This window comes from Paraburkholderia tropica, assembly GCF_900109265.1.
Classification (GTDB): domain Bacteria; phylum Pseudomonadota; class Gammaproteobacteria; order Burkholderiales; family Burkholderiaceae; genus Paraburkholderia; species Paraburkholderia tropica.
Map to the genome: position 1 here is coordinate 326,130 of NZ_FNZM01000008.1, position 26,159 is coordinate 352,288.

At 65.2% G+C, this 26,159-nt stretch carries 23 protein-coding genes; 10 read left to right on the plus strand and 13 right to left on the minus strand.

Going from position 1 to position 26,159, the window contains the following annotated elements:
* Positions 1 to 13: 13 nt before the first annotated feature.
* Positions 14 to 1,003 carry an NAD-dependent epimerase/dehydratase family protein gene (locus tag BMY06_RS15630; protein ID WP_074984008.1) on the minus strand — a complete coding sequence of 330 codons (990 nt, stop codon included), beginning with the start codon at positions 1,001 to 1,003 and terminating at the stop codon, positions 14 to 16.
* A 92-nt stretch (positions 1,004 to 1,095) separates the two neighbouring features.
* Here BMY06_RS15630 and BMY06_RS15635 point away from each other — a divergent pair, with 92 nt between their 5' ends.
* From BMY06_RS15635 to BMY06_RS15645, 3 genes are all read left to right on the plus strand, one after another.
* Positions 1,096 to 2,127, plus strand: a complete 1,032-nt coding sequence (locus BMY06_RS15635; protein ID WP_074984010.1) for a CDP-6-deoxy-delta-3,4-glucoseen reductase — start codon at positions 1,096 to 1,098, stop codon at positions 2,125 to 2,127.
* A 386-nt stretch (positions 2,128 to 2,513) separates the two neighbouring features.
* On the plus strand, positions 2,514 to 3,698 hold the full coding sequence (locus BMY06_RS15640; RefSeq protein WP_065058123.1) for an acetylornithine transaminase: 1,185 nt from the start codon (positions 2,514 to 2,516) through the stop codon (positions 3,696 to 3,698).
* 30 nt (positions 3,699 to 3,728) lie between these two features.
* Positions 3,729 to 4,199 (plus strand): GNAT family acetyltransferase, encoded by a 471-nt coding sequence (locus BMY06_RS15645; protein ID WP_065058122.1) that lies wholly within the window; start codon positions 3,729 to 3,731, stop codon positions 4,197 to 4,199.
* Positions 4,200 to 4,321: 122 nt separating this feature from the next.
* On the opposite strand, the gene BMY06_RS15650 is transcribed toward BMY06_RS15645, so the two are convergent.
* From BMY06_RS15650 to BMY06_RS15675, 6 genes are all read right to left on the minus strand, one after another.
* The gene (locus tag BMY06_RS15650) at positions 4,322 to 5,038 is read right to left on the minus strand and encodes an ABC transporter ATP-binding protein (protein ID WP_065058121.1); all 717 of its coding nucleotides are present in this window, start codon (positions 5,036 to 5,038) and stop codon (positions 4,322 to 4,324) included.
* Positions 5,038 to 5,814, minus strand: a complete 777-nt coding sequence (locus tag BMY06_RS15655; protein ID WP_065058120.1) for an ABC transporter ATP-binding protein — start codon at positions 5,812 to 5,814, stop codon at positions 5,038 to 5,040. The genes BMY06_RS15650 and BMY06_RS15655 overlap by 1 nt, the downstream gene beginning before the upstream one ends.
* A 24-nt stretch (positions 5,815 to 5,838) precedes the next feature.
* Positions 5,839 to 7,008, minus strand: coding sequence for an ABC transporter permease subunit (locus BMY06_RS15660; protein ID WP_065058119.1), 1,170 nt, complete (start codon positions 7,006 to 7,008; stop codon positions 5,839 to 5,841).
* A gap of 16 nt (positions 7,009 to 7,024) precedes the next feature.
* Positions 7,025 to 7,975 carry a branched-chain amino acid ABC transporter permease gene (locus BMY06_RS15665; RefSeq protein WP_065058118.1) on the minus strand — a complete coding sequence of 317 codons (951 nt, stop codon included), beginning with the start codon at positions 7,973 to 7,975 and terminating at the stop codon, positions 7,025 to 7,027.
* Positions 7,976 to 9,189: 1,214 nt separating this feature from the next.
* The gene (gene ispH / locus BMY06_RS15670; RefSeq protein ID WP_065058117.1) at positions 9,190 to 10,170 is read right to left on the minus strand and encodes a 4-hydroxy-3-methylbut-2-enyl diphosphate reductase; all 981 of its coding nucleotides are present in this window, start codon (positions 10,168 to 10,170) and stop codon (positions 9,190 to 9,192) included.
* A gap of 5 nt (positions 10,171 to 10,175) precedes the next feature.
* On the minus strand, positions 10,176 to 10,631 hold the full coding sequence (locus tag BMY06_RS15675) for an FKBP-type peptidyl-prolyl cis-trans isomerase (RefSeq protein WP_065058298.1): 456 nt from the start codon (positions 10,629 to 10,631) through the stop codon (positions 10,176 to 10,178).
* Positions 10,632 to 10,775: 144 nt separating this feature from the next.
* Here BMY06_RS15675 and radC point away from each other — a divergent pair, with 144 nt between their 5' ends.
* The 4 genes from radC to nadB all read left to right on the plus strand — a co-directional run bounded on the left by radC (position 10,776) and on the right by nadB (position 14,105).
* Entirely contained in the window at positions 10,776 to 11,483 is a 708-nt protein-coding gene (radC, locus tag BMY06_RS15680) for a RadC family protein (protein WP_231957440.1), read from the plus strand.
* A 358-nt stretch (positions 11,484 to 11,841) separates the two neighbouring features.
* Positions 11,842 to 12,075, plus strand: coding sequence for a 50S ribosomal protein L28 (gene rpmB / locus BMY06_RS15685; RefSeq protein ID WP_027794135.1), 234 nt, complete (start codon positions 11,842 to 11,844; stop codon positions 12,073 to 12,075).
* Between the two features lie 10 nt (positions 12,076 to 12,085).
* Positions 12,086 to 12,253 carry a 50S ribosomal protein L33 gene (gene rpmG, locus BMY06_RS15690; protein WP_027817504.1) on the plus strand — a complete coding sequence of 56 codons (168 nt, stop codon included), beginning with the start codon at positions 12,086 to 12,088 and terminating at the stop codon, positions 12,251 to 12,253.
* A gap of 250 nt (positions 12,254 to 12,503) precedes the next feature.
* Positions 12,504 to 14,105, plus strand: coding sequence for an L-aspartate oxidase (nadB, locus tag BMY06_RS15695; RefSeq protein ID WP_065058116.1), 1,602 nt, complete (start codon positions 12,504 to 12,506; stop codon positions 14,103 to 14,105).
* A gap of 75 nt (positions 14,106 to 14,180) precedes the next feature.
* Here nadB and nadC read toward each other — a convergent pair whose 3' ends face one another.
* The 6 genes from nadC to purN form a co-directional block, all read right to left on the minus strand.
* The gene (nadC, locus tag BMY06_RS15700; protein ID WP_074984012.1) at positions 14,181 to 15,080 is read right to left on the minus strand and encodes a carboxylating nicotinate-nucleotide diphosphorylase; all 900 of its coding nucleotides are present in this window, start codon (positions 15,078 to 15,080) and stop codon (positions 14,181 to 14,183) included.
* Complete coding sequence (nadA, locus tag BMY06_RS15705) at positions 15,080 to 16,210, minus strand: quinolinate synthase NadA (RefSeq protein ID WP_074984013.1); 1,131 nt, start codon at positions 16,208 to 16,210, stop codon at positions 15,080 to 15,082. The genes nadC and nadA overlap by 1 nt, the downstream gene beginning before the upstream one ends.
* A 229-nt stretch (positions 16,211 to 16,439) precedes the next feature.
* Positions 16,440 to 17,636 (minus strand): DesA family fatty acid desaturase, encoded by a 1,197-nt coding sequence (locus BMY06_RS15710; protein ID WP_065065186.1) that lies wholly within the window; start codon positions 17,634 to 17,636, stop codon positions 16,440 to 16,442.
* 218 nt (positions 17,637 to 17,854) lie between these two features.
* A complete protein-coding gene (locus BMY06_RS15715) occupies positions 17,855 to 19,237 on the minus strand; it encodes a mechanosensitive ion channel family protein (RefSeq protein ID WP_080180371.1) in 1,383 nt (460 codons plus the stop codon).
* 115 nt (positions 19,238 to 19,352) lie between these two features.
* Positions 19,353 to 20,744 (minus strand): RsmB/NOP family class I SAM-dependent RNA methyltransferase, encoded by a 1,392-nt coding sequence (locus tag BMY06_RS15720; protein ID WP_065065188.1) that lies wholly within the window; start codon positions 20,742 to 20,744, stop codon positions 19,353 to 19,355.
* A complete protein-coding gene (gene purN, locus BMY06_RS15725) occupies positions 20,741 to 21,415 on the minus strand; it encodes a phosphoribosylglycinamide formyltransferase (protein ID WP_065065189.1) in 675 nt (224 codons plus the stop codon). Before purN ends, BMY06_RS15720 begins: the two co-directional genes overlap by 4 nt.
* 164 nt (positions 21,416 to 21,579) lie before the next feature.
* Here purN and BMY06_RS15730 point away from each other — a divergent pair, with 164 nt between their 5' ends.
* From BMY06_RS15730 to lspA, 3 genes are all read left to right on the plus strand, one after another.
* A complete protein-coding gene (locus tag BMY06_RS15730; RefSeq protein WP_065065190.1) occupies positions 21,580 to 22,572 on the plus strand; it encodes a bifunctional riboflavin kinase/FAD synthetase in 993 nt (330 codons plus the stop codon).
* Positions 22,573 to 22,732: 160 nt separating this feature from the next.
* Positions 22,733 to 25,582, plus strand: a complete 2,850-nt coding sequence (gene ileS / locus BMY06_RS15735; protein WP_074984015.1) for an isoleucine--tRNA ligase — start codon at positions 22,733 to 22,735, stop codon at positions 25,580 to 25,582.
* Positions 25,582 to 26,097, plus strand: coding sequence for a signal peptidase II (gene lspA / locus BMY06_RS15740; RefSeq protein ID WP_074984016.1), 516 nt, complete (start codon positions 25,582 to 25,584; stop codon positions 26,095 to 26,097). The genes ileS and lspA overlap by 1 nt, the downstream gene beginning before the upstream one ends.
* The last annotated feature ends 62 nt before the right edge of the window (positions 26,098 to 26,159 follow it).

A 26,159-nucleotide genomic window follows, 5' to 3' on the forward strand; every position in this document is an offset into this window, starting at 1 on the left:
GCCGCCCGCCCGCTCACGGGCGCGGCGGTAGCGTGCGCAGGAACGCATCCACGTCGGGGTAACGCAGGCGCACGCGCAATTCGCGCTTCAGGCGCGCATTGTCGAGCCGCCGCGACTCCCGCATGAACGAGAGCAGGACCGGATCGAGCTCGCGCTCCGCCTGCGCGCGGCTGACGCGCGGCGCTCGCGCGAGGCCGAACGCATCGGCGACCCGGTCGAAATACGTCCCCATTTTCATTTCGCTATCGTCCGACGCGTGGATCACACGCGCCGAGCGTCCGTGCGTGGCGAGCCGCAGCATGATGGCCGCCAGATCGTCGGCGTGGATGTGGCTCGTGTAGACGTCGTCGGCGTCGAGCAGCGCCGGCGTGCGTTTCTCCAGCCGGGCGAGCGGCAGGCGCGTCGCCGCGTAAATGCCCGGAATGCGCGCGATGGTGGCGCTCATCGCGCCGCGCGCCGTCGCCCGCCGCAGCAGCCGCTCGGCGGCCACGCGTCGCTTGGCGCGGGCGTTCGCGGGCCGCGGAGCGCGGGTTTCGTCGATGCGCGCGCCGCCGCAATCGCCGTAAACACCGGTCGTGCTCGCGTACACCAGCCGGGGCCGCGCAGGGGTCGCGCGAGAGGCTCGCCCGGTACGCTCGGGTACAATGGAGGTCGCTTGTCCGGCCGTTGCGGGCCGCGCCGCGGAACGTCGCCGCGCCTTGAGCGCCGCGACCAGGCGCCGCGTGCGCAGGTCGCCATCGCCGTCTTTCGGAGGCGGCGCGAGGTGCAGCACGACGTCCGCCAGCCCGGCAAGGCGCGCAAGACTCGCGCGTGCGTCCAGGTCGCCCGCCACGGGTGTGGCACCCGCGGCACGCAGGATGTCGGCGCGCTCGGCGCGACGCGCGAGCGCAAACACACGCGGGCGTGCGGGCCGCGCACGCAACTGGTCGACACAGCGCAGACCGACGTCGCCGCTGCCGACGATGAGAATGCGCGCACGGCGCAGATTTCGTGTGGCAATCATGGTGGAACCATTTTAGCCGCCGAGGCACGGATGCGAGGGCACCGCTCCACCCCACGCTCCGGATTACCGATCACAGACTGGCTTTCTCGAACATGGCATTCAACGTAACGCTCAAGCAAAGCGGCCGGACCTTCCAGGTCGAACCCGACGAACCCATCCTCAACGCGGCGCTGCGTCAAGGCGTCGGCTTGCCCTACGGCTGCAAGAACGGCGCCTGCGGCTCGTGCAAGGGCACGGTCTGCAGCGGCGAAGTCGAGCAGCGCGCGCACGCGGCGTCGGCACTGTCGAACGACGAGCGCACGCGCGGCATGGCGCTGTTCTGCTGCGCGACGGCGCAGACCGACCTCGAAATCGACATCCGCGAAGTGGCGGGCGTCGGCGACATGCAGGTGCGCAAGCTGCCCACCCGCATCGCCGCGATCGAGCGCAAGGCCGACGACGTCATCGTGCTCAGGCTGCAACTGCCCGCCAACGAGCGCCTCCAGTATCTGGCCGGCCAGTACCTCGAATTCATCCTCAAGGACGGCACGCGCCGCTGCTACTCGATGGCGAGCGCCCCGCACGAGGAAGGTCCGCTGGAACTGCACATCCGCCACATGCCCGGCGGCAAGTTCACCGACCACGTCTTCACGCAGATGAAAGAGCGCGACATCCTGCGCTTCGAAGCGCCGCTCGGCACCTTCTTCCTGCGCGAGGATTCGGACAAGCCCATCGTGCTGCTCGCGTCGGGCACCGGCTTCGCGCCGCTCAAGGCGATCGTCGAGCACGCGGTTCACAAGAACCTGAACCGCCCGATGACGCTCTACTGGGGCGCGCGCCAGAAGAAGGACCTGTATCTGCTGGAACTCGCCGAGCAGTGGGCGAAGGACATCCCGAACTTCCGCTTCGTGCCGGTGCTCTCCGAGCCCGCCGCGGAGGACGCCTGGACCGGCCGCACGGGCTTCGTGCACCGCGCCGTGATCGAGGATCTGGCCGATCTGTCCGGCCATCAGGTCTACGCGTGCGGCGCGCCGGTGATGGTCGAGTCGGCGCAGCGCGATTTCACGCAGCATCACGGCCTGCCCGAAGACGAGTTCTACGCGGACTCGTTCACGAGCGCCGCCGACCTCGCGAATCCGGTCTAAACGCCTGCCGATGCGCGCGTAACGGCTCGTTGCGCGCGCAATTCCGCGCAATCCGGCCCAATCCCGCGGGTCCGGCGGCCCGCCGCCGCGGCCGCCATCACGAAAAATTCTTCGGCCGATCGGCGAGATTCGGCACATTGATGGTTTACATCGCCGTTCGGCTTGTCGTATTCTTGCGCCCATGAACCGCCTCCTGTCCGCTCTCCGACGTCGCCGCTCGCCCCACCTTTAGGGCCTGGCTTAGTTACGGACGCGCGTTGCATCGTTCAACGCACAGGAAAGTTCGAATCACGAAAGCCACGGCCAGTCCGTGGCTTTTTGTTTTTCTGCCGTTCCATTCACCTGTTCTCAACCCTTTTTGCAGCCCCAGCGCGGAGCCCGTTGCCATGAATTTTTCCGAGTACCCGATCGAGTCGCTGATGTACATCACCAACCGGCCCGAAATCGTTTTCACGCATGGCAAGGGGTCGTGGCTCTACGACAACGAAGGCAAGCGCTATCTCGACTTCATTCAGGGCTGGGCGGTCAACAGCCTCGGCCACTGCAACGACGGCATGATCGAAGCGATGGACAAGCAGGCGCGCCTGCTCATCAATCCGTCGCCGGCCTTCTACAACGAGCCGATGGCGCGTCTCGCGGGCCTGCTCACCGAGCATAGCTGCTTCGACAAGGTGTTCTTCGCCAACAGCGGCGCCGAAGCCAACGAAGGCGCGATCAAGCTCGCGCGCAAGTGGGGCAAAAAGCATCGCGACGGCGCGTTCGAGATCATCACGTTCGACCACAGCTTCCACGGCCGCACGATCGCGACGATGTCGGCGAGCGGCAAGCCGGGCTGGGACACGATCTACGCACCGCAGGTGCCGGGTTTCCCGAAGGCCGATCTGAACGACATCGCGTCGGTCGAGAAGCTCATCAACGCGAAGACGGTCGCCGTGATGCTCGAGCCGATCCAGGGCGAAGGCGGCGTGATCCCCGCTACGCGCGAATTCATGCAGCAGTTGCGCGCGCTCACGCAAAAGCACGGCATCCTGCTGATCGTCGATGAAGTGCAGACCGGCTGCGGCCGCGCGGGCACGCTGTTCGCCTACGAACTGTCGAACATCGAGCCGGACATCATGACGCTCGGCAAGGGCATCGGCGGCGGCGTGCCGCTCGCGGCGCTGCTCGCGAAAAAGGACGTCTGCGTGTTCGAAGCCGGCGATCAGGGCGGCACCTACAACGGCAATCCGGTGATGACGGCCGCCGGCTACTCGGTGATCTCGCAACTGGTCGCGCCGGGCTTCCTCGAAGGCGTGCGCGCGCGCGGCGAATATCTGCGCGAAAAGCTGCTCGAACTGTCGGCGGAACGCGGCTTCGAGGGCGAGCGCGGCGAAGGTCTGCTACGCGCGCTGATGCTCGGCAAGGACATCGGCCCGGCGATCGTCGACAAGGCGCGCGACATGCAGCCCGACGGCCTGCTGCTGAACGCGGCGCGCCCGAACCTGCTGCGCTTCATGCCGGCGCTGAACGTGACGACCGAGGAAATCGACCAGATGATGGCGATGCTGCGCACCATCCTCGACTCGCTGTAAGCACACGCAGCCCAGCACGGAGCCCATGCGATGACCGTCACGATCCGCGCCTTCGCCGAAGCCGACACCGAAGCGGTGCTCGCGCTCTGGCGCGAGGCGTTTCCCGAGTACAACGACGCGAGCCGTCCGCATCGCGATCCGCGCCGCTCGATCGCGAACAAGCTCGGCACGCAGCCGGAGCTGTTCTTCGTGGCCATCCGGCGCGACGGCGAGGCAGACGGCGCGCTCGTCGGCTCGGCGATGGCGGGTTACGACGGACATCGCGGCTGGCTGTATTCGGTCGCGGTCGCGCCCGAGGCGCGTCGTCTCGGCCTCGGCACGCGGCTCGTGCGGCACGCCGAAAGCGCGCTGGCCGCGATGGGCTGCCTGAAGCTCAACCTTCAGGTGCTCACCGACAAGCCCGAGGTGCTCGCGTTCTACGACCGCCTCGGCTATCGCGCCGACGCCGTAATCAGTCTCGGCAAGCGTCTTGCCGTGCAGGAGTCCGAAGCGCTCGCCTGAGCGCGGCCGGCCTCGCCGTCAGGACTGCCTTCGGCACAAAGAAAAAGCCGCATGGGTTTCGCAACCCATGCGGCTTTTGTCTTATCGGCGCCCGCGAGGAGCGCGTTCGTTCACTCGCCCACTTACTCGCCGAGATACGCCGCGCGCACCTTCGGATCGTCGAGCATCTGCTTGGCCTCGCCTTCCATCGTCACGAGACCGGAGTCCATCACGTAGCCGCGATTCGCCGCCTGCAGCGCAAGACGCGCGTTCTGCTCGACCAGCAGCACCGTGATGCCTTCCGACGAGATCGTGCGCACCACTTCGAAGATCTTCTCGACCATGATCGGCGAGAGACCCATCGACGGCTCGTCGAGCAACAGCAGCTTCGGACGGCTGATGATCGCGCGCGCCATCGCCAGCATCTGCTGCTCGCCGCCCGAGAGCGTGCCCGCGAGCTGCGTGGCGCGTTCCTTCAGGCGCGGAAAGAAGCCGAACATGCGCTCGACGTCCTTCTGGATGCCGTCCTTGTCGTTGCGCAGATACGCGCCCATCTGCATGTTTTCGAGGATCGACATGCGCGCGAAGATGCCGCGGCCTTCCGGCACCATCGCGAGGCCGCGCTTGAGCAGTTCATACGCGGGCACGCCCTTGATCGACTGGCCCATGTACTCGATGTCGCCCGACGCGTACGGCTTCAGGCCCGTGATGGCCTTCATCGTCGTGGTCTTGCCCGCGCCGTTCGCGCCGATCAGCGTGACCAGCTCGCCCGCGCGGACTTCCATGTCCACGCCCTTGACCGCCTGAATGCCGCCGTAGTTGACCTGCAGGCCCTTGATTTTCAGAACCGGTGTAGACATCAGTGAACCCCCGCACCCAGATACGCCTCGATCACCTTCGGGTCCTTCTGCACGTCTTGCGGCAGACCCTCGGCGATCACCTTGCCATAGTCGAGCACTGTCATCCGGTTGCACAGGCCCATCACCAGTTTCACGTCGTGCTCGATCAGCAGGATGGTCTTGCCATCGGCGCGGATCTTGTCGAGCAGGCGCGTGAGTTCGACCTTCTCGGTCGCGTTCATGCCGGCCGCCGGCTCGTCGAGCGCGAGCAGCTTCGGATCGGTTGCGAGCGCGCGCGCGATTTCCAGACGGCGCTGGTGGCCGTACGAGAGATTGCGCGACGTGTAGTCCGCGTATTGCGCGATGCCCACGTATTCGAGCAGTTCGAGCGCGCGTTCCTTGATCTCGCGTTCCTCCTTGCGCTCCGAAGGCGTCTGGAACACCGCGCCCAGCAGGCCGTGCTTCGTGCGCACGTGACGGCCGACCATCACGTTTTCGAGCGCTGTCATGCCGCCGAACAGACGGATGTTCTGGAAGGTACGCGCGATGCCCGCCTTCGCCACCTGATAGACGGCGGTCGGCGTATAGGCTTCGCCGTCGAGCTTGAACTCGCCCGAATCGGGCGTGTAGAGACCGGTGATCACGTTGAAGAACGTGGTCTTGCCCGCGCCGTTCGGGCCGATCAGACCGTAGATCGTGCCTTCCTCGATCTGCAGGCCCACGTCGGAGAGCGCCTGCAGGCCGCCGAAGCGCTTGTTCACGCCCTTCACGGACAGGCGGATGGATTTATTGCTCATGTTCTGTTCCTCTCCTGTTCGCAATCAGGCGCGCACCGGCTTCTTGCTGCCGCGCTTGGCGATCTTCGCGATCTTGTCTTCGTGCTTCGGCGACGGCCACAGGCCTTCCGAGCGATACAGCATGATCACGACCATGGCGAGACCGTAAAGCAGCTGGCGAATCACTTCCGTATCGACGATTTCATGGCCGAACAGCATGTGCTGGAGCGGGCCCATCGTCGAGCGCAGGAACTCGGGGAAAATCGCGAGCAGCACGGCGCCGAGAATCACGCCGGGGATGTGGCCCATGCCGCCGAGCACCACGCAGGCGAGCACCACGACCGATTCCCAGAACGTGAACGATTCCGGCGACACGAAGCCCTGGAACGCACCGAACATCGCGCCCGACAGGCCGCCGAACGACGCGCCCATCGCGAACGCCAGCAGCTTCACGTTACGCGTGTTGATGCCCATCGCCTTGGCGGCGATTTCGTCTTCGCGGATCGCGGCCCATGCGCGGCCGATACGCGAGTGCTGCAGACGCGTACACACCCAGATCACGAGCAGCGCGCAGATCACGAAGGCGTAGTAATACATATAGACCGACGTGAACGTGAAGCCGAGGAACTCGTGCGGCTGCGCGAGATTGAAGCCGAACACGTGCAGCGGCGCGACGCCGGTAATGCCCTGCGGGCCGTTGGTGATGTTCACCGGACGGTCGAGGTTGTTCATGAAGATACGAACGATTTCCCCGAAGCCCAGCGTCACGATCGCGAGGTAGTCGCCGCGCAGACGCAGCGTCGGCGCGCCGAGCAGAATGCCCGCGATCGCTGCGAACGCCATCGCGCACGGAATCACGATCCAGTACGGCGTATGCAGGCCGCCCGGGAACATGCTGGCGATCCACGCGAACTGCGAGGTCAGGTGCGGCGACGTCAGCAGCGCGGCCGTGTAGGCGCCCACCGCGTAGAACGCGATATAGCCGAGATCCAGCAGGCCGGCGAAGCCCACCACCACGTTCAGGCCCAGCGCGAGCATCACGTAGAGCATCGCGAAGTCGAGCACGCGCACCCAGTAGTTGCCGCCCGTTGCGCCCACCACGAACGGCAGCGCGGCCACGACGATCGCGGTCACGATGCCGATCGCGTACGTGCGCGTCGTGTTCTTCTCGGGGATGAGCGTCGTCGACGGCTCGATCGGTTGAATTGAAGTCATGTTGATCTACTCCCTCTTATGCGCGATCCGCGACACGTTCGCCCAGCAGCCCCGACGGACGGAACACGAGCACCACGATCAGCACGACGAATGCGAACACGTCCTGATAGTTACTGCCGAACACCCCGCCGGTCAGATTGCCGATGTAACCCGCGCCGAGCTGCTCGATCAGACCGAGCACCACGCCGCCGACCATCGCGCCGCCGAGATTGCCGATACCGCCCAGCACCGCGGCCGTGAAGGCCTTCATGCCGGGGATGAAGCCCATGTAGAAGTGCGCGTTGCCGTACTCCGACGCGATCATCACGCCCGCCAGCGCCGCGAGCGCCGAGCCGATCATGAAGGTCGCCGAAATCACGAAGTTCGGGTTCACGCCCATCAGGCTCGCGTTAGCCGGGTTTTCGGCGATCGCACGCATCGCGCGGCCGAGCTTGGTCCGGTGCACGAGGATCAGCAGGCCCGCCATCACGAGGAACGCGACCACGATGATCACGATTTCGGTCGGCGAGATCACGGCGCCCACGCCGGTCTCGGACGGCTTGATGACGTTGATCGGATCGGTCGAGATGAGCTGCGGGAAGGCCAGCGGATTGCGGCCCCAGATGATCATCGCGAGCGTCTGCAGCAGGATCGACACGCCGATCGCGGTGATCAGCGGCGCGAGACGCGGCGCGCGGCGCAACGGCCGGTAGGCGACCCGTTCGATGGTGTACCCGACGAACGCGCAGACCACGGCGGCGATCACGAGCGCGATGCACAGCGTGGGGATGTTCCCGAGGCCGGGGAAGTGATTCTGCAGCACCGTAATCGCGGAGAGCGCCACCATCGCGCCGACCATGAGCACGTCGCCGTGCGCGAAATTGATGATGCCCAAAATCCCGTACACCATCGTGTAGCCCAGTGCAATGATGGCGTAGATGCTGCCAAGCACCAGCCCATTCAGGATCTGCTGGACGAAAATATCCATTTAATGCTCCTTAGCCCGTGCGACCGGATTCGCGCTGTCATCGGCCGGTGGGCGATGTTTTACGGAACCGCAACGACACTTTCGGGTACTGAAGTAAAAGACCGGTAACGGTTGGCCGCACCCGGTTCGCGTTGTCGCTGTGTTGCAGCGGCAGGCTCGCCGGAAGCGGATGCAAAAACGGCACCGTCGGATGGTTCGGTGCCGTCGGGTTCAACTACCTGTCACATTCGCTGCGACGCGTGCGCGGCCCGCCTTGAGGCCGGCTGCGCAAACGTCATACGTCATGACTCCCTGGATCGGGCCGAGAATCTCTGCCTCGCCACCGTTTACGGCAGCATCGGCCAGGACCTTTCGGACCGCGACAAAAACCGCTCTCGCGCCGCGGCTATCACATGCAACATGTGTGCCAGCCGCGAGTGCAACGAGCGCGTCTGCCGACCCTGACGACGTCGCGACGCGTGCTTCATTGCGTGCTGCGCCGTTCTGATCGTCGTGTCCCAACTGCGGACAAGCTTCCTCCGGGAGTGCAACGGTCATCGATGTCGCGCCCCTGCCCCGTCGTGCACCGCGGATGTGCCACGCCTTGCGCGGCGCAACCGCAGCCGCGACAGTTGCGGCAACAGCAAACTCGATTTGCATTAAACAGGTCTCCTGCGCCTTCCGAAATGCTTGCCTGATGGGCCTCGCGCTGACGTCCGGCCCTCAGAACGCGCGCATTGTAACTCCAATTATGCAGGCGGCAATATTGTTGAATCGGCAGGGTTTTCCTGCATTGCAACCATTTTCGAGAAGACACTCCAGAGACGGTTGCACCATGGGTTGCGCCGTATTTTCGTGCATCAGTTGCACCAAAAATCGGCAACACTCACATCAAGTGTTGCGACGGCCAGGCGCGGGGCCTTATCGGGCGGGCATCGGCTGCACCACGATGAACAATTAAATGGCGATTGAGTTCGCGCACGCATTTGGTGCGGATGCTGAAAAATCGTTATTGAGACATCGATTTATCGGGGTCAGATATCCGGCGACGACCCCGCCCCATAGCGAAAACACCTAGTCCAACCGGCCGTGGCGACGTGGTTCACCGCACACTTTTAATTATCGAACCCCATTTATTTACGGGGCGGATTGCGGCGGCGGGACATAAAAAAAGCGCGCCCAAGGGCGCGCTTCTTCATGCAGAGGCTGACTGAATAGTCAGACGCTCGCGGCGATCAGGCCACTTGCCCGAGCCCGCGCGGCAGCGGAAACGCGATGTTTTCCTCGATGCCTTCGAGCGCGCGCACGTTGCGCACGCCCAGTTCGTTCAAACGCTGGATGATCTTCTGCGCGAGCGCTTCGGGCGCCGACGCACCCGCCGTCAGGCCGATACGGCGCTTGCCTTCGAGCCAGGCCGGATCGATCTGGTCGGGCGCATCCACCATATAGGCGGGGATGCCGCGCTTTTCGGCCACTTCGCGCAGGCGATTCGAATTCGAGCTGTTCGGGCTGCCGACCACGATCACGACGTCGCACTGCGGCGCCATGAACTTCACCGCGTCCTGACGGTTTTGCGTGGCGTAGCAGATGTCCTGCTTCTTCGGCTCGCGAATGCCCGGGAAGCGCGCCTTGAGCGCCTCGATGATCTCGGCGGCGTCGTCGACCGACAGCGTGGTCTGCGTGACGAACGCGACGCGCGCCGGATCGCGCAGCGACAGCGCCTCGACGTCGGCGATGTCCTCGACGAGATACATGCCTTCGTGCGCCTGCCCCATGGTGCCTTCGACTTCCGGGTGGCCCTTGTGGCCGATCATCACGATGTCGAGGCCTTCGTCGCGCATCTTCGCGACTTCGACGTGCACCTTGGTCACGAGCGGACAGGTGGCGTCGTAGACGCGCAGCCCGCGCGCCTCGGCGTCGGTGCGCACGGCCTTCGACACGCCATGCGCGCTGAAGATGACGGTATTGCCGGACGGCACTTCATCGAGCTGTTCGATGAAGATCGCGCCTTTCTTGCGCAGGTCCTCGACCACGTACGCGTTGTGGACGATCTCATGGCGCACATAGATGGGCGCACCGTGGATCTGGATGGCGCGCTCGACGATCTCGATAGCGCGATCGACGCCGGCGCAAAAGCCGCGCGGCTGCGCGAGCAGGATTTCGGCTTCGGCGACTTCAGCGCGGTCGACGACAGTAGACGTGTCCGTGGAGGTCATGGGCTTTACAGGATTCCGATGATTTGCACTTCGAACGCAACCGCCTGGCCAGCGAGCGGATGGTTGAAATCGAACAGCGCGGAGGTCTCGTTCACTTCCTTGAGCACACCCGCGTAGCGGTTGCCGTCCGGTGCGTTGAATTCGATGAGATCGCCCGGATTGAACGACTCGCCAATCATGGCGTTGTCGCGCAGCGTCTTGAGCGAGATGCGCTGGATCAAGTCGGGGTTGCGCTGACCGAAGGCGATGCCGGGTTCTAGCTGAAAGGTGGAGTGGTGACCGACCTTCAAACCTTGCAGAATGTTTTCCAGCGGCGGCGCAAGCTGCCCGGCGCCCAGCAGCAGCGTGGCGGGCCGGTCGGCAAACGTGTTGACGATTTCGGTGCCGTCGGCGAGGGAAAGCCGGTAATTCAGCGTGACGTGGGAACCCGGTTTCACCTCGGAAATATCGATGATGCTCATGCGGTACTCGTTTCGTCTGGTCGCGCCCTCGGGCGCCGGTCGGTCGCGCGCAAGCGCGAGCGGAAAAGCCCCATTGTAAGCCACATAGTTCCTGGACGGACGCCACATGCGAGCGGCATCCACGTCCGCAACGAGGAGATTCAATTGGTGAAAATTGCCTGCGATACGCCCCTCTGGAACGACGGGCCCAAGCCGAGGCGCCGCGCCATGCCGCGCGAGCGGCTGCGCGAAGCCGGTCCGGCGGCGCTCTCCGATCTGGAACTGGTTGCGCTGCTGCTCGGCTCTGGCCTGCCGGGCCATAACGTCTTCGACGTGGCGCGCGCCCTGCTCGATCACTTCAAATCCTTACGCGCGATGCTCGACGCGCCGCCCGAGGAGTTCGAAAGCGTGCGCGGGATCGGCCCGGCGAAGGCGGCCATCCTCATGGCCGTGGTCGAGCTGGCGCGGCGCGCGCTCGCCGAGCAGCTGGAAGAAAAGCCGCTCGTCGACTCGCCCGGCGCCGTCGAAGACTACCTGCGACTGATGATCGGCAGCCGCTCGCAGGAGGTGTTCGTCTGCCTCTTTCTCGACGTGCGCCATCGCCTGATCCGTTACGAGGAAATCGCGCGCGGATCGCTCACGCACATGGCGGTGTATCCACGTGAAATCGTACGGCGCGCGCTGATGCTCAATGCCGCGAGCCTGATCGTCGCGCACAACCACCCTTCCGGCGCGGTCCAGCCGAGCGCGAGCGACCGCCGCCTCACGCGGGTGCTGCGCGACACGCTGGCGCTCGTGGAGGTGCGCCTCGTCGATCACATGATCATCGGCGCGCGGGAGACGTTTTCTTTTGCTCGCCACGGACTAGACTGAAAGCCGGGCCGCCGAACGCCGCGACGCGCGACCAACCCGCACCCTAGCCGCACCCACCCCGCGCGCGTTCCGGCACGCTTTTATGCGTGTTTGCGGAAGGTGTCGGCGCCGCGACCGTCGTGCATCCGCACGACATGATCTGCAAATCGTGTTTGATTTTCCTGGGCTTTTTCTGCTAAACTCTCGGTTTGCCTATTTCCAACCCTGTTCCGAAGGCCCGTCAAGGCGTTCCGGGGGAAATATGGCCTGGGTTCGAGGTTGTCTCTCATCCATACGTGAGCGCGCTCTTATTCCGGCCATTTCTCGCCTGGGAAACTTAAGCGGCTCTCGAACTCAGAATTTCCGTAGGAGTGTACTCATGGCACGTGTCTGCCAAGTCACTGGGAAAGCGCCGATGAGCGGCAACAACGTTTCCCACGCTAACAACAAAACCAAGCGCCGTTTCCTCCCGAATCTGCAAAATCGCCGTTTCTGGGTTGAAAGCGAAAACCGTTGGGTGCGTCTGCGCATCTCGAACGCAGGCCTGCGCCTGATCGACAAGAACGGCATCGACTCCGTGCTCGCAGACCTGCGCGCACGCGGCGAACTGTAAGGAGTAAGTCATGGCCAAGGGTATCCGCGACAAGATCAAGCTCGAGTCGACCGCAGGCACGGGTCACTTCTACACGACCACGAAGAACAAGCGCAACATGCCGGAAAAAATGTCGATCAAGAAGTTCGACCCGGTTGTTCGCAAGCACGTCGAGTACAAGGAAACGAAGATCAAGTAAATCTTGATCCGAGCCTGACGAAGACATTCAAAGCCCCGCTCTCGAGCGGGGCTTTGTTATTTCTGCCCCGCTTTCGCAGCGGGTTTTTTTGTTTTCCCGGCGCGTCCGTTCACCATCGCGTAACGATCTTTTGATCTCTACCTACACGGTGTAGCTTTTCGTCGGCTCCCCTATCGGAGTATGCTTCCCGCTTCACTCGCCGCCGGCGGCGGCAGAAAGCGCAGAACAAGAGAGACGGAGAGGCAGCACCATGAATTTCGATGTAGCGATCGTCGGCAGCGGGCTGGCGGGATTGAGCGTGGCCCTGAATCTGGCCGAAACGCGCCGCGTGGTGATCATCGCCAAGCGCGCGATGACCGAAGGCGCGAGCGACCGCGCGCAAGGCGGCATCGCCGCGGTGCTCGATTCGGCGGACAGCGTCGAAAACCACGTCGACGACACGCTGGTCGCAGGCGGCGGCCTGTGCGACGAGGCGGCCACGCGCTATATCGTCGAGCATGGCCGCGAAGCGATCGAATGGCTGATCGGCCAGGACGTGCCGTTCACGAAGGACGCCGCCGCCGAACTCGGTTTCCACCTCACCCGCGAAGGCGGCCACAGCCATCGCCGCATCATTCACGCCGCCGACGCCACCGGCCACGCCGTGGTGCAAACGCTGCTCGAACGCGCGCGCCAGCATCCGAACATCACGATCCTCGAAGATCATCAGGCGATCGACGTGATCACCTCGGATCGTCTCGGCCTGCCGGGCCGCCGCTGCCACGGTCTCTACGCGCTCGACCTCAAGAACGACCGCACGGTCACAATCCAGGCGCCGCACACGGTGCTGGCGACGGGCGGCGCGGGCAAGGTCTATCTCTACACGACGAACCCAGACACCGCGACCGGCGACGGCATCGCGATGGCCTGGCGCGCCGGTTGCCGCGTGGCGAACATGGAGTTCATCCAGTTCCACCCGACCTGCCTGTTCCACCCGCACGCGAAGTCGTTCCTGATTTCCGAAGCCGTGCGCGGCGAAGGCGGCGTGCTGCGCCTGCCCGACGGCACACGTTTCATGCCCGAACACGACGCGCGCGCCGAACTCGCACCGCGCGACATCGTGGCCCGCGCGATCGACTTCGAGATCAAGAAGCACGGCATCGACTGCGTGCATCTGGACATCAGCCATCAGCCGCCCGCGTTCCTCGAAGAGCACTTCCCGACCATCCTCGCGCGCTGCCGCGAGTTCGGCATCGACATCACGAAAGAGCCGATTCCGGTCGTGCCCGCCGCGCATTACACCTGCGGCGGCGTGGTCACCGACCTCGCGGGCCGCACCGATCTCGCGGGCCTCTACGCGGTCGGCGAAACCTCGTATACGGGGCTGCACGGCGCGAACCGCCTCGCGTCCAACTCGCTGCTCGAATGTCTCGTGATCGGTCGCTCGGCGGCGGAAGCGATCGAAGCCGAAGGCTTCGAAGCGGCCGCGCACGCCCCGCTGCCCGACTGGGACGAAAGCCGCGTATCCGATTCCGACGAGGAAGTCGTGGTCGCGCACAACTGGGACGAGCTGCGCCGCCTGATGTGGAATTACGTCGGCATCGTGCGCACCGACAAGCGTCTGGAGCGCGCACAACACCGCATTTCCCTGCTGCGCGACGAAATCCAGGAGTACTACGCGAATTTCCGCGTGACGCGCGATCTGCTGGAACTGCGCAACCTCGTCGAAGTGGCCTCGCTGATCGTCGAGAGCGCGCGCTCTCGGCGTGAAAGCCGCGGTCTGCATTACAGCCGCGACTGGCCGAATTCGCTGCCGAAAGCGCTGCCGACCGTGCTCGCGCCCGAGCGCGTGCGCAACCGCAACGTCGCGTAAGTCGTCGCGCGAATAAAAAAGGCCGCCTCTCGCGAGGCGGCCTTTTTGCATCAGGAAGCGCGTGATCTATTGCGCTCAGACGATCCGCATCGAGTAGTCGGTCGCGCGCACGTCCTTCGTGAGCGCGCCGATCGACACGCGATCGACGCCGGTTTCGGCAATCGTGCGCACCGAATCGAAGTTCACACCGCCCGAGACTTCGAGCAGCGCGCGCCCCGCCGTGCGCTTGACCGCCTCGCGCATCATTTCGAACGAGAAGTTGTCGAGCAGCACCGAGGTCGCGCCGTGCACGAGCGCCGTGTCGAGCTGGTCGAGCGTTTCGACTTCGATCTGGATGGGCACGCCCGCGTTCAGGGCGAGCGCCGCGTCCATCGCCGCGCCCACGCCGCCCGCCGCCGCGATGTGGTTTTCCTTGATCAGAATGCCGTCGTACAGCGCGAGGCGCTGATTCGCGCCGCCGCCCACGCGCACCGCGTACTTCTGCGCGAGCCGCAGACCCGGCAGCGTCTTGCGCGTGTCGAGAATGCGCGTTTGCGTGTGCGCGATGGCGTCCACGTAACGGCGCGTCGCGCTCGCCACGCCCGACAGCAGCTGCAGAAAGTTCATCGCATTGCGCTCGGCCGTGAGCAGCGCGCGCGCCGGTCCGCGCAACGAGCACACCACCGAGTTGGCCGCCATGCGCTCGCCTTCGCGATAGTGCCAGCGCACGTCGATGCGCGCATCGACCTGCTTCACCACGGCGTCGAACCACAGCACGCCGCACAGCACCGCCTCTTCGCGCACGATGATGCGCGCGTCGCGCATCTCGTCGGCGGGCACGAGGCGACCGGTCTGGTCGCCGGTGCCGACGTCTTCGTTCAGCGCATCCGCAACGTTGCGCGCGATCGCCGCGTCGAACGCCGCGCCGTACTGCGCGCGCACCCCGGGCAGCACGGACGACACCGCGTCCACGGCCAGCAATTCCAGTGCACCCATCACGCCGCTCCCACGTTCGAGAACAGCGCGCCGTCGCGCGCGAGATCGCCGCTCGCCTGCACGCGACGCTTGTGTTCCGCCGCGAACGCCAGCATGCGGTCGATCGGCAGACGCGCGCGCTCGCCGATGGCGGCGTCGACGAAAATTTCGTTATGGCCGCGTTCGAGCACGTCCGCGAGATTCGCGAGGCCGTTCATCGCCATCCACGGGCAATGCGCGCAGCTCTTGCAGGTCGCGCTGTTGCCGGCCGTAGGCGCTTCGATGAAAGTCTTGCCCGGCGCCGCGAGGCGCATTTTGTGCAGAATGCCCAGATCGGTCGCGACGATGAAACGCTGCGCGTCGAGCTTCACGGCGGCGTCGATCAGTTGCGTGGTCGAGCCGACCACGTCCGCGAGCGCGACCACGGCTTCGGGCGATTCCGGGTGAACGAGAATCTTCGCGTCGGGATATTCGGCGCGCAGCAGATCGAGTTCGATGCCCTTGAACTCGTCGTGCACGAGGCACGAGCCCTGCCACAGCAGCATGTCGGCGCCGGTTTTCTTCTGGATGTAGCTGCCCAGATGGCGGTCCGGCGCCCAGAGGATCTTTTCGCCCTTCGCGTGCAGATCGGCGACGATTTCGAGGCCGATCGACGAGGTGACCATCCAGTCCGCGCGCGCCTTCACGGCCGCGCTGGTGTTCGCGTACACGACCACGGTGCGGTCGGGATGCTGGTCGCAGAACGCCGAAAATTCGTCGACGGGACAGCCGAGGTCGAGCGAGCAGGTCGCGTCGAGGTCCGGCATGAGAATGCGCTTGTTCGGGCTCAGGATCTTCGCGGTCTCGCCCATGAAGCGCACGCCCGCGACGACCAGCGTCTGTGCGTCATGATCGCGACCGAAACGCGCCATTTCGAGCGAATCGGCCACGCAGCCGCCGGTTTCGTCCGCCAGCTCCTGCAATTCGGGATCGACGTAATAGTGCGCGACGAGCACCGCCTTCTCGCGCTTGAGCAACGCGCGAATGCGCTCCTTCAATGCAACGCGCTCCGCCGCCGACGGCGCGTCGGGCACCGTCGCCCACGCCTGCCCGACGCTGCACACCGCGCCTTGCGGCCGGTCGTACTCGACCGCTCTGATTGCCTGACTCATGATCTCCTCTACCGGCCGGAACGCGCGCTTTCGCTCTCGTTCCGACCCCATGCCAGTTGCAGCCCTGCCGATCGCCACGGTACGCAACCCGCGCCAAGCACCGGTTTTTCCGCGGCCCAAAAAGAAAAACCCCGCCAGCGCGGGGTTTTGTGACGTACCTGAATTCTAATGGATTTTTCCGCCGCTCACGCAGGCCGCATGGGCCGGGAGCGCGTATCCATCCACGAAATCAGGCGTAGCGGCGCAGGCGCGTCGCGAATTCCTGGAGTGCCTTGATGCCGCTTTGTTCGGCGCGATGGCACCAATCCTGGAGCTGCGTGAGCAGTTGTTCGCGCGAGGCGCTCGAACGTTCCCAGATGGCCGCGAGTTCGTTGCGCAGCTCGATGAACGTGCGCAGCTTCTGGCTGTTCGCGAAGATCTGCGGCAGTTGACGCTTTTGCGGCTCGTTCAGGCTGGCTTCTTCCTTGTCGAACCACTTGCGCGCGCCGCGCATGACCTTGTACTTCTCGCGCTCGCCGACTTCCTTCAGATGCGCCAGCTCCTGGCGATACGCCTGCTTCACGACCGTGGCGTAACGCGCCATGACTTCATAGCGGTTCGACAGCACGGCTTGCAGCGTTTCGTGGTCGGGCACGAGCTTGGTCTTGGTCAGACGCGGCGTGGGCGCGACCTTCTTGACCTTGGCGAGACCGACGGCCTGCATCATGCGGATGTACATCCAGCCGATGTCGAACTCGTACCACTTGCTCGACAGCTTCGCCGAGGTGGCGAAGGTGTGGTGATTGTTGTGCAGCTCTTCACCGCCGATGATGATGCCGAGCGGGAACAGGTTCGTGCTGGCGTCCGACGAATTGAAGTTGCGATAGCCCCAGAAGTGGCCGAGACCGTTCACGACGCCGGCGGCCCAGAACGGGATCCACGCCATCTGCACGGCCCAGACGGAAAGACCGACCAGACCGAACAGCGCCACGTCGATCACCATCATGATGCTCACGCCGAGGATCGGGAAGCGCGTGTAGACGTTGCGCTCCATCCAGTCGTTGGGCGTGCCGTGGCTGAAACGGCGCAGCGTTTCTTCGTTCTTCGCTTCGGCGCGATAGAGTTCGGCGCCTTCGAGCAGCACCTTCCAGATGCCGCGCGTTTGCGGGCTGTGCGGATCTTCCTCGGTCTCGCATTTGGCGTGGTGCTTGCGGTGAATCGCGGCCCACTGACCCGTCAGCATGCCCGTGGTCATCCACAGCCAGAAACGGAAGAAGTGACTCATGATCGGGTGCAGCTCGAGCGCACGGTGCGCCTGGCAGCGGTGCAGATACACCGTGACGCCGACGATCGTGATGTGAGTGGCCACCGCCGCGAACAGCAGGATCTGCCACCACGTGAAATGCAGCACGCCGTGCGCGAGGAAATCAAGCAAGGAATTCAACAAGGTTTGTACCCGTGAAACGTAGCGCGGCGGCCTTTCAGCCCGAAACCGCTGTCAAGAAAGTGAAAGCGTACAGCAGGAGGTTGGACGGCATTCTACTAGAACCGTTCCAAGTGTTTGTAACAAATGAAGATTTTTTTCTTTAACGGCCGCGGAGTCAACCGTCTTGAGGGCGCCAGAGGCGGTTTGCCGCACATTTCGCGCGCCCTTCCGACCCCTTCTTACCTTTCGCCGGCTGCCGCCTGGGGTTGATCCTGGGGCTGTTCCCCGCCAGGCGTCTCGTTCTGTCCCCGAACGGGCGGACCGGCCACCGGCATCGCGCCGCCGATGATGCGCACCTCGCGCTGCGCGAACGGGATCGAAATACCCGCCTCGTTGTACAGACGCCAGATATTCATGTTCACCGCCGAACGCACACTCGACGTGCCGTTGGCCGCGTCGGCGATCCAGAAACCGAGTTCGAGATTGATGCCGTCGCCGCCGAAACTCGCCAGATACGGCGTCGGGGCCGGATCGGTCAGCACGCGCTCGACGCCCTCGCCCGCCCGCGCGAGCAGCGCCATCGCCTGATCGAGATCGGTGTCGTAGGCGACCTGCACGGCCGCCTTGGAGTAGCCGCGCGTCAGATACGAGGACTGGTTCTGCACCACATCGGTGATCAGTTTTTCGTTCGGGATCAGCGTCTCCACGCCGTCGAGCCCGCGCACGACCGTGTAGCGCGTGCGGATCTGCGTGACCTTGCCCGCGAGTCCGCTCACGTTGATGGTGTCGCCCAGACGCAGCGAGCGGTCGATCAGAATGATGAAGCCCGATACGTAATTGCTCGCGATCTTCTGCAAGCCGAAGCCGAGGCCCACGCCGAGCGCGCCGCCGAACACGCCCAGCACCGTGATGTCGATGCCGACGATCGACAGGCTGAACAGAATGGCCGCGAACACCAGCAGCGCGCGGCCCACGCGCGCGAGCACGACGCGCAGATTGGCGTCGATGGTGGTCGCGCGCATCAGCCGGTCCTCGAGCGCCGCGCCCGCCCAGACCGCCACGACCATCGTCACGCAGACCCACAGCACGCCGTTGGACAGCGACAGCAGGCTCACATGCGCGGTGCCGATGCGAAAGCGCACGCTCTCCATCCACGTGAGCACGTCGTCCTGAATGCCGAGCACGGTGAACAGCATGCCGAGCCAGACGATCAGCGACACGAGTTTTTCGACGATGCCGAGCCACGCGTGCGTCTGGCCGTTGCGGCCGAACACGCGCCGCGCGAAGAAGAACGCGATATAGATGAGCCCGATGCCGAACAGCGGCACCAGCGCGAGATTGAGCAGCGACGTGTGGATGAAATTGCTGGCGATCTCGCGCGCGATCCAGACGCAGCCGGCGCCGATCAGCGGGAAAAAGGCGCGCGACAGGCTCTCGGCGCCGAAACGCAGGCCTTCATAGCGATCCTGGCGGCGCGCTTCGAGCACGCGCCGCAGCAGCCGCGCGAGCAGCCACGCCAGCACGAGCGCGCCGATCAGCACGCCGGCCTGCCAGAGCATGACCGGCTGGCCGAAATCGCGGATCACGCCGCCCAGCATGTGCGAAAAAATGCGGTTTTCCATCATGGGTATGCAAATTCAAACGGCGCGGGGCCGCCCGATCGGAATCGGACGGCCCCGCGTTGCTACAGCTTCTGACACGTTCACCGCACTTCCAGCCCGCAGTGAGTTCAAGCGCTTATTCCTGCGTCGCGTCCGGCTCGGCGGCTGCGGGCTGCTGAGCCTTGGCGATCGCGTCGGCGGCTTCGGTCGCGGCAGCGGCCTCTTCCGGCGTGGTCGCGGCGGCGGCCTTTTTCGTCTTCGGCTGCGCGTCGCCGCGGCGCTCCAGCACGGCGGCGAAGAAGCCGTCCGTGGCGTGGCGATGCGGCCACAGCGAGAGGTAGTCGCCGGTATCGAGACCCACGCGCTGTTCCGCCAGCACGTCGCGCGCGCTGACCAGCACGAAGTCCGGATGCGCGTCGAGGAACTGCTTCACGACCGCTTCGTTCTCGGCTTCGAGAATGCTGCAGGTCGCGTAGACCAGACGGCCGCCGCGCTTGAGCAGACGCGCGGCGCTCGTGAGAATCGACAGTTGCTTGGGCGCGAGTTCGGCCACCGACTCGGGCGACTGGCGCCACTTGAGGTCGGGATTGCGGCGCAGCGTGCCCAGCCCCGAGCACGGCGCATCGACCAGCACGCGGTCGATCTTGCCGATCAGGCGCTTGATCTTGGCGTCGTGCTCGCTGTCGATCAGCACCGGATTGACGTTCGAGAGGCCGCTGCGCGCAAGGCGCGGCTTGAGCTTCGCGAGACGGCGATCGGAGATGTCGAACGCGTAGAGACGGCCCGACGAGCGCATCATCGCGCCGAGCGCCAGGGTCTTGCCGCCCGCGCCCGCACAGAAGTCCACCACCATCTCGCCGCGGCGCGGCGCGACCAGCGAGCACAGCAGCTGGCTGCCTTCGTCCTGCACTTCGAACCAGCCGTCCTTGAAGGCGTCGAGGCGCGACAGCGCGGGCTTGCCCGTCACGCGCACGCCGTTCGGCGCGAACGGCGTCTCGCCCGCCTCGATGCCGGCCGCGGCCAGCGCGCGCATCAGCTCGTCGCGGTTCGCCTTGATCGGATTCGAGCGCAGGTCGAGCGGCGCCGGATAGTTGAGCGCGGACGCCAGTTGCGCCATTTCGGCGGCGTCGAAACGCGATTCGAGCGCTTTCAGGATCCACTCGGGCAGATTGAGCTGCACGCGCTGCGGCAGGCTCGCCGGGTCGATCTTCGCGACGTGTTCGAGCCAGTTCGCCTCGGCGTCCGAGACGAACGGACGGATCGCCGAACGGCCGGCCGTGGCCATCAGACCGAGCAGCGTGAGGCGGCGCGTCGGGCTGCCCGTGCCGCTTTCGGCCAGGTGCGCGAACTCCATGCGACGGCGCAGCACGGCGAACACGGCTTCGGCGATCACGCCGCGCTCACCGTGGCCGAGCTTCGGATGCTCGCGGAAAAAACGGCTCGTGATCGCGTCGGCGGGGCCGGCGAACTTGAGCACATCGGCGAGCAGCGTCTCGGTTTGTCCAATCAAAAATCCATGCAGCCTCATGCGCCCTCCCCGGCGTTGTGTGCTTGTGCTTCGTTTACATCGTCAAGGAAGAGCCATTGCGGCTCGGGCGGCGAGAGCGTCACACGTCCGCCGTCGAGCGCGAGGCGCCCTTCGACGAACCAGCGCACCGCGCGCGGATAAATAACATGTTCGGTCTTGAGCACGCGCGCGGCCAACGCCGCGGCGTCGTCGCCCGCGCGCACCGGAATGCCCGATTGCGCGACGATCGGCCCATGATCCAGCGTGGGCGTGACGAAATGCACCGTGGCGCCGTGCACGCGGCAACCCGCGTCGAGCGCCTGCTGGTGCGTCTTGAGGCCCGGAAAGCTCGGCAGCAGCGACGGATGGATATTGAGCATCCGACCCGAATAATGCGTGACGAAACCTTCGGTGAGCACGCGCATGAAGCCCGCGAGCACGACGAGATCGGGTGCATAACCGTCGATGGTTTGCGCGAGCGCCGCGTCGAAGGCGGCGCGATCCGGATACTGGCGATGATCGACCACCGCCGTGGCAATGCCGTGTGACGCCGCGAACGCAAGGCCCGCGGCGTCAGGACGGTTGGCAATCACGGCGGCGATGCGCGCCGGCCAGGCTTCGTGCGCGCACGCGCGCACGATGGCTTCCATGTTGCTGCCCCGCCCCGAAATCAGGATGACGAGATTTTTCATCCGCGGATTTTATCATCGGGGACGACGCCCGACGCTCGGGCGGGAGCGATCGCCCTCGCGTGCGTTTATAATCTCCTGTTTAGTCGCGGCCCAGGCCGCACCACCGGTCATATCGAGCGCGCACGGCCCGCGCGCTTTTCGAGGTTCCTCCAGGTTCCGCTATCGTGAGAGTTTTCCGCGGTCTTCCCAACGCCGAAAGTCGCGCGCCCTGCGCGCTCACCATCGGCAATTTCGACGGTGTCCACCGCGGACATCAGGCGCTGCTCGCGCGCGTGCGCGAAGCCGCGAACGCGCGCGGCCTGCCGGTCTGCGTGATGACCTTCGAGCCGCATCCCCGCGAGTTCTTCAATCCCGCCAGCGCCCCGCCGCGCATCGCCATGCTGCGCGACAAGCTCGAAGCGCTGCGCGAGAACGGCGTGGACCGCGTGGTGGTCGAGCATTTCAACCACACCTTCGCGAGCCAGTCGCCGGACGCGTTCGTCGAACGCATCATCGTGGGCGGCCTGCACGCGCGCTGGATGATGATCGGCGACGACTTCCGCTACGGCGCGAAGCGTGCGGGCGATTTCGCCTCGCTGCAGCTCGCGGGCCGCGAACACGGCTTCGAAGTCGAACAGATGGCCACCGTCGCCGACCCGTCGGGCGTGCGCATTTCCAGCTCCGCCGTGCGCACGCAGCTCGCCGCCGGCGATCTGGACGCCGCGCGCGCCTCGCTCGGCCGGGGCTATGAAATCAGCGGACACGTCGTGCACGGCCTGAAGCTCGGCCGCGACCTCGGCTTTCCCACGCTGAATCTGCCGATCGGCCACAAGCGCCCCGCGCTCAAGGGCATTTTCGTCGTGCAGGTCCACGGTATCGCCGACCACCCGCTGCCGGGCGTCGCGAGCCTCGGCCTGCGGCCCACGGTCGACGACTCCGGCCGCGTGCTGCTCGAAGTGCATCTGCTCGACTGGCACGGCAGCGCATACGGCAAGCTCGTGCGCGTCGAGTTCCTGAAGAAGCTGCGCGACGAGGAGAAGTTCGCCGACCTCGAAACGCTCACCGCCGCGATCGCACGCGACGTAAGCAACGCCCGCGCATGGTTCGCCGCGGCGGGCACGGGCGCGGCCGGCGGCGCGTCCACCGGCTTCGCCACCTCGGCGACCGATCGAATTTGACCCGCGGCCCGCGCGCGTCTTGCCGAGCAAGGCACGCGTTTCGGGCCGCCCGCCCCCAGGCGCCGCCGTGCAGCACGCGTGCGGCGCCCGAGGCGACGGTTGCGCGGCATCGCCCGCAATGCTGACGCCATGCATCCCCCGAATTCCACGTGATCTCACCATGAGCGACAAGAAAGCATCCTCCGGCAAGCCGCAAAAGTCCGAATCGAAGTACCCCGTCAACCTGCTCGACACGCCGTTCCCCATGCGCGGCGACTTGCCCAAGCGCGAGCCGCAATGGGTCAAGGAGTGGGAAGAGCAAGGTATCTACAAGAAGATCCGCGCAGCCTCGAAGGGCCGCAAGAAGTTCATCCTGCACGACGGCCCGCCGTATGCGAACGGCGACATCCACCTCGGCCACGCGGTGAACAAGATCCTCAAGGACATGATCGTCAAGGCGCGCAATCTCGCGGGCTTCGACGCGGTCTACGTGCCGGGCTGGGACTGCCACGGCATGCCGATCGAAATCCAGATCGAAAAGCAGTTCGGCAAGTCGCTGCCCGCGCAGGAAGTGATGAAGAAGGCGCGCGAGTACGCGGCCGGCCAGATCGAAACGCAGAAGAAGGGCTTCAAGCGCCTCGGCGTGCTCGGCGACTGGGACAACCCGTACAAGACCATGAACTTCGCGAACGAGGCGGGCGAAATCCGCGCACTCGCGAAGATCATGGAGAAGGGTTATGTGTTCCGCGGCCTGAAGCCGGTCAACTGGTGTTTCGACTGCGGCTCGGCGCTCGCTGAAGCCGAAGTCGAGTACAAGGACAAGACCGATCCGACCATCGACGTGCTGTTCACGTTCGCGCAGCCCGCGGAAACGGCGGCCGCGTTCGGCCTCGCCGCGCTGCCGCGCGAGGAAGGCGGCATCGTCATCTGGACCACGACGCCCTGGACGATCCCGTCGAACCAGGCGCTCAACGTGCATCCGGAAATCGAGTACGCACTCGTCGACACGCAGCGCGGCCTGCTGATCCTCGCGAGCGAACGCGTCGAAGCCTGCATGAAGGACTTCGGCCTCGAAGGCACCGTCGTCGCCACCACGCAAGGCGAAAAGCTCGCGAACCTGCGCTTCAATCACCCGCTCGCCTCGGCGCATCCGGGCTACAAGCGCACCTCGCCGATCTATCTCGGCGACTACGTGACGACCGACACCGGCACGGGCATCGTGCACTCGGCGCCCGCCTACGGCGTGGAAGACTTCGTGTCGTGCAAGGCGCACGGCATGGTCGACTCCGACATCATCAGCCCGGTGATGGGCGACGGCCGCTACGTCGAATCGCTGCCGCTGTTCGGCGGTCTCTCGATCTGGGACGCGAATCCGAAGGTCGTCGAAGCGCTCGACGCCGCCGGCACCCTGCTGCGCAGCGAGAAATACCTGCACAGCTACATGCACTGCTGGCGCCACAAGACGCCCATCATCTACCGCGCGACCTCGCAGTGGTTCGCGGGCATGGACGTCACGCCGAACGACGGCGGCAAGACGCTGCGCGAAACCGCGCTCGAAGGCATCGAAGCCACGGCGTTCTATCCGTCGTGGGGCAAGCAACGCCTGTTCTCGATGATCGCCAACCGCCCGGACTGGACGCTTTCGCGCCAGCGCCAATGGGGCGTGCCGATGGCGTTCTTCGTGCACAAGGAAACCGGCGAACTGCATCCGCGCACGCCGGAGCTGCTCGAAGAAGTCGCGAAGCGCGTCGAAGTGTCGGGCATCGAAGCGTGGCAGACGCTCGACCCGCGCGAGCTGATCGGCGACGACGCGAACCTGTACGAAAAGAACCGCGACACGCTCGACGTGTGGTTCGACTCGGGCACGACGCATTGGCACGTGCTGCGCGGCTCGCACAAGGACGACCTGCAATTCCCGGCCGACCTCTATCTGGAAGGCTCGGACCAACATCGCGGCTGGTTCCATTCGTCGCTGCTGACGGCGTCGATGCTCGACGGCCGCCCGCCCTACAACGCGCTGCTCACGCACGGCTTCACCGTCGACGGCGAAGGCCGCAAGATGTCGAAGTCGCTCGGCAACGGCGTCGACCCGCATGAGGTGGCGAACCGTCTGGGCGCGGAAATCATCCGTCTGTGGATCGCGTCGACCGACTACTCGGGCGAACTGGCGATCTCGGAAGAAATCCTGAAGCGCGTGACGGAAGGCTATCGCCGTATCCGCAACACGCTGCGCTTCCTGCTCTCGAACCTGTCGGACTTCGACTTCGAGAAGCACGCGCTGCCCGCGGATCAATGGCTCGAAATCGACCGTTACGCCGTGGCGCTCACGCACACGCTGCAAAACGACGTGCTCTCGCACTACGACCGCTACGAGTTCCACCCGGTCGTGGCGAAGCTGCAGACGTTCTGCTCGGAAGATCTCGGCGGCTTCTATCTCGACGTGCTGAAGGACCGCCTCTACACGAGCGCGCCGGATTCGGCCGCGCGTCGCGGTGCGCAGACGGCGCTGCATCACATCACGCACAGCCTGCTGCGCATTCTCGCGCCGTTCCTCTCGTTCACGGCCGAGGAAGCGTGGAAGGTGTTCCAGCCGCAAAGCGAAACCATCTTCACGGAAACCTTCCATGCGTTCCCGGACATCGCCGGCGCGCAGGATCTGATCGTGAAGTGGTCGCTGCTGCGCGAAGTGCGCGGCAACGTCACGAAGGCGCTCGAAGAGGCGCGCGGCGCGAACCAGATCGGTTCGTCGCTGCAGGCCGAAGTGCGCATTCTCGCGAGCGGCGCGCGTTACGACGCCCTCACCTCGCTCGGCGACGACCTGAAGTTCGTGCTGATCACCTCGGCGGCGGAAGTCATCAAGGTCGAGAACGAAGCGGACGAAGGCGTCGAAGTCGTGACCTCGAAGTACCTCAAGTGCGAACGCTGCTGGCACTATCGCGACGACGTGGGCGCGAACGCCGAGCATCCGGGCCTGTGCGGCCGCTGCGTCGCCAATCTGTTCGGCAACGGCGAAACCCGGAGCGCCGCATAATGGCCAAGACCATGACGAAGCAAATGAAGTCGAATGGCGCGAGCGGCACGCTTGCGCCGTGGCTCGGCATCGCGGTGATCGTGATCCTCGCGGATCAGCTCACCAAGATCGCCATCGCCAAAGTGTTCGCATACGGCGAAGGCCGCGTGATCACGCCGTTCTTCAACCTCGTGCTGGTCTACAACAAGGGCGCGGCGTTCAGCTTCCTCGCGGCGGCCGGCGGCTGGCAGCGCTGGGCGTTCACGGCGCTGGGCGTCGTGGCCGCGCTGGTGATCGGCTATCTGCTCAAGCGTCACGCGGGCCAGCGCATGTTCTGCACGGCGCTTTCGCTCATTCTGGGCGGCGCGCTCGGCAACGTGCTCGACCGCCTGATGTACGGCCACGTGATCGACTTCCTGGACTTCCATCTGGGCCGCTCGCACTGGCCGGCGTTCAACGTCGCGGACAGCGCGATCTGCGTCGGCGCGGCCTTGCTGGTGTTCGACGAACTGCGGCGCGTGCGCGGCTCGCGCTAAAGCTCGACGCCAAGGCACGACGTCAAGATACGACACGATTCGGCGCGCCTCGCTGCGCCGCT

Bases quoted from the DNA above. Each gene is read 5' to 3' on its own strand.
- BMY06_RS15630 (WP_074984008.1), bottom strand. From the start codon at position 1,003: ATGATTGCCACACGAAATCTGCGCCGTGCGCGCATTCTCATCGTCGGC.
- BMY06_RS15635 (WP_074984010.1), top strand. From the start codon at position 1,096: ATGGCATTCAACGTAACGCTCAAGCAAAGCGGCCGGACCTTCCAGGTC.
- BMY06_RS15640 (WP_065058123.1), top strand. From the start codon at position 2,514: ATGAATTTTTCCGAGTACCCGATCGAGTCGCTGATGTACATCACCAAC.
- BMY06_RS15645 (WP_065058122.1), top strand. From the start codon at position 3,729: ATGACCGTCACGATCCGCGCCTTCGCCGAAGCCGACACCGAAGCGGTG.
- BMY06_RS15650 (WP_065058121.1), bottom strand. From the start codon at position 5,038: ATGTCTACACCGGTTCTGAAAATCAAGGGCCTGCAGGTCAACTACGGC.
- BMY06_RS15655 (WP_065058120.1), bottom strand. From the start codon at position 5,814: ATGAGCAATAAATCCATCCGCCTGTCCGTGAAGGGCGTGAACAAGCGC.
- BMY06_RS15660 (WP_065058119.1), bottom strand. From the start codon at position 7,008: ATGACTTCAATTCAACCGATCGAGCCGTCGACGACGCTCATCCCCGAG.
- BMY06_RS15665 (WP_065058118.1), bottom strand. From the start codon at position 7,975: ATGGATATTTTCGTCCAGCAGATCCTGAATGGGCTGGTGCTTGGCAGC.
- ispH (WP_065058117.1), bottom strand. From the start codon at position 10,170: ATGACCTCCACGGACACGTCTACTGTCGTCGACCGCGCTGAAGTCGCC.
- BMY06_RS15675 (WP_065058298.1), bottom strand. From the start codon at position 10,631: ATGAGCATCATCGATATTTCCGAGGTGAAACCGGGTTCCCACGTCACG.
- rpmB (WP_027794135.1), top strand. From the start codon at position 11,842: ATGGCACGTGTCTGCCAAGTCACTGGGAAAGCGCCGATGAGCGGCAAC.
- rpmG (WP_027817504.1), top strand. From the start codon at position 12,086: ATGGCCAAGGGTATCCGCGACAAGATCAAGCTCGAGTCGACCGCAGGC.
- nadB (WP_065058116.1), top strand. From the start codon at position 12,504: ATGAATTTCGATGTAGCGATCGTCGGCAGCGGGCTGGCGGGATTGAGC.
- nadC (WP_074984012.1), bottom strand. From the start codon at position 15,080: ATGGGTGCACTGGAATTGCTGGCCGTGGACGCGGTGTCGTCCGTGCTG.
- nadA (WP_074984013.1), bottom strand. From the start codon at position 16,210: ATGAGTCAGGCAATCAGAGCGGTCGAGTACGACCGGCCGCAAGGCGCG.
- BMY06_RS15715 (WP_080180371.1), bottom strand. From the start codon at position 19,237: ATGGAAAACCGCATTTTTTCGCACATGCTGGGCGGCGTGATCCGCGAT.
- BMY06_RS15720 (WP_065065188.1), bottom strand. From the start codon at position 20,744: ATGAGGCTGCATGGATTTTTGATTGGACAAACCGAGACGCTGCTCGCC.
- purN (WP_065065189.1), bottom strand. From the start codon at position 21,415: ATGAAAAATCTCGTCATCCTGATTTCGGGGCGGGGCAGCAACATGGAA.
- ileS (WP_074984015.1), top strand. From the start codon at position 22,733: ATGAGCGACAAGAAAGCATCCTCCGGCAAGCCGCAAAAGTCCGAATCG.
- lspA (WP_074984016.1), top strand. From the start codon at position 25,582: ATGGCCAAGACCATGACGAAGCAAATGAAGTCGAATGGCGCGAGCGGC.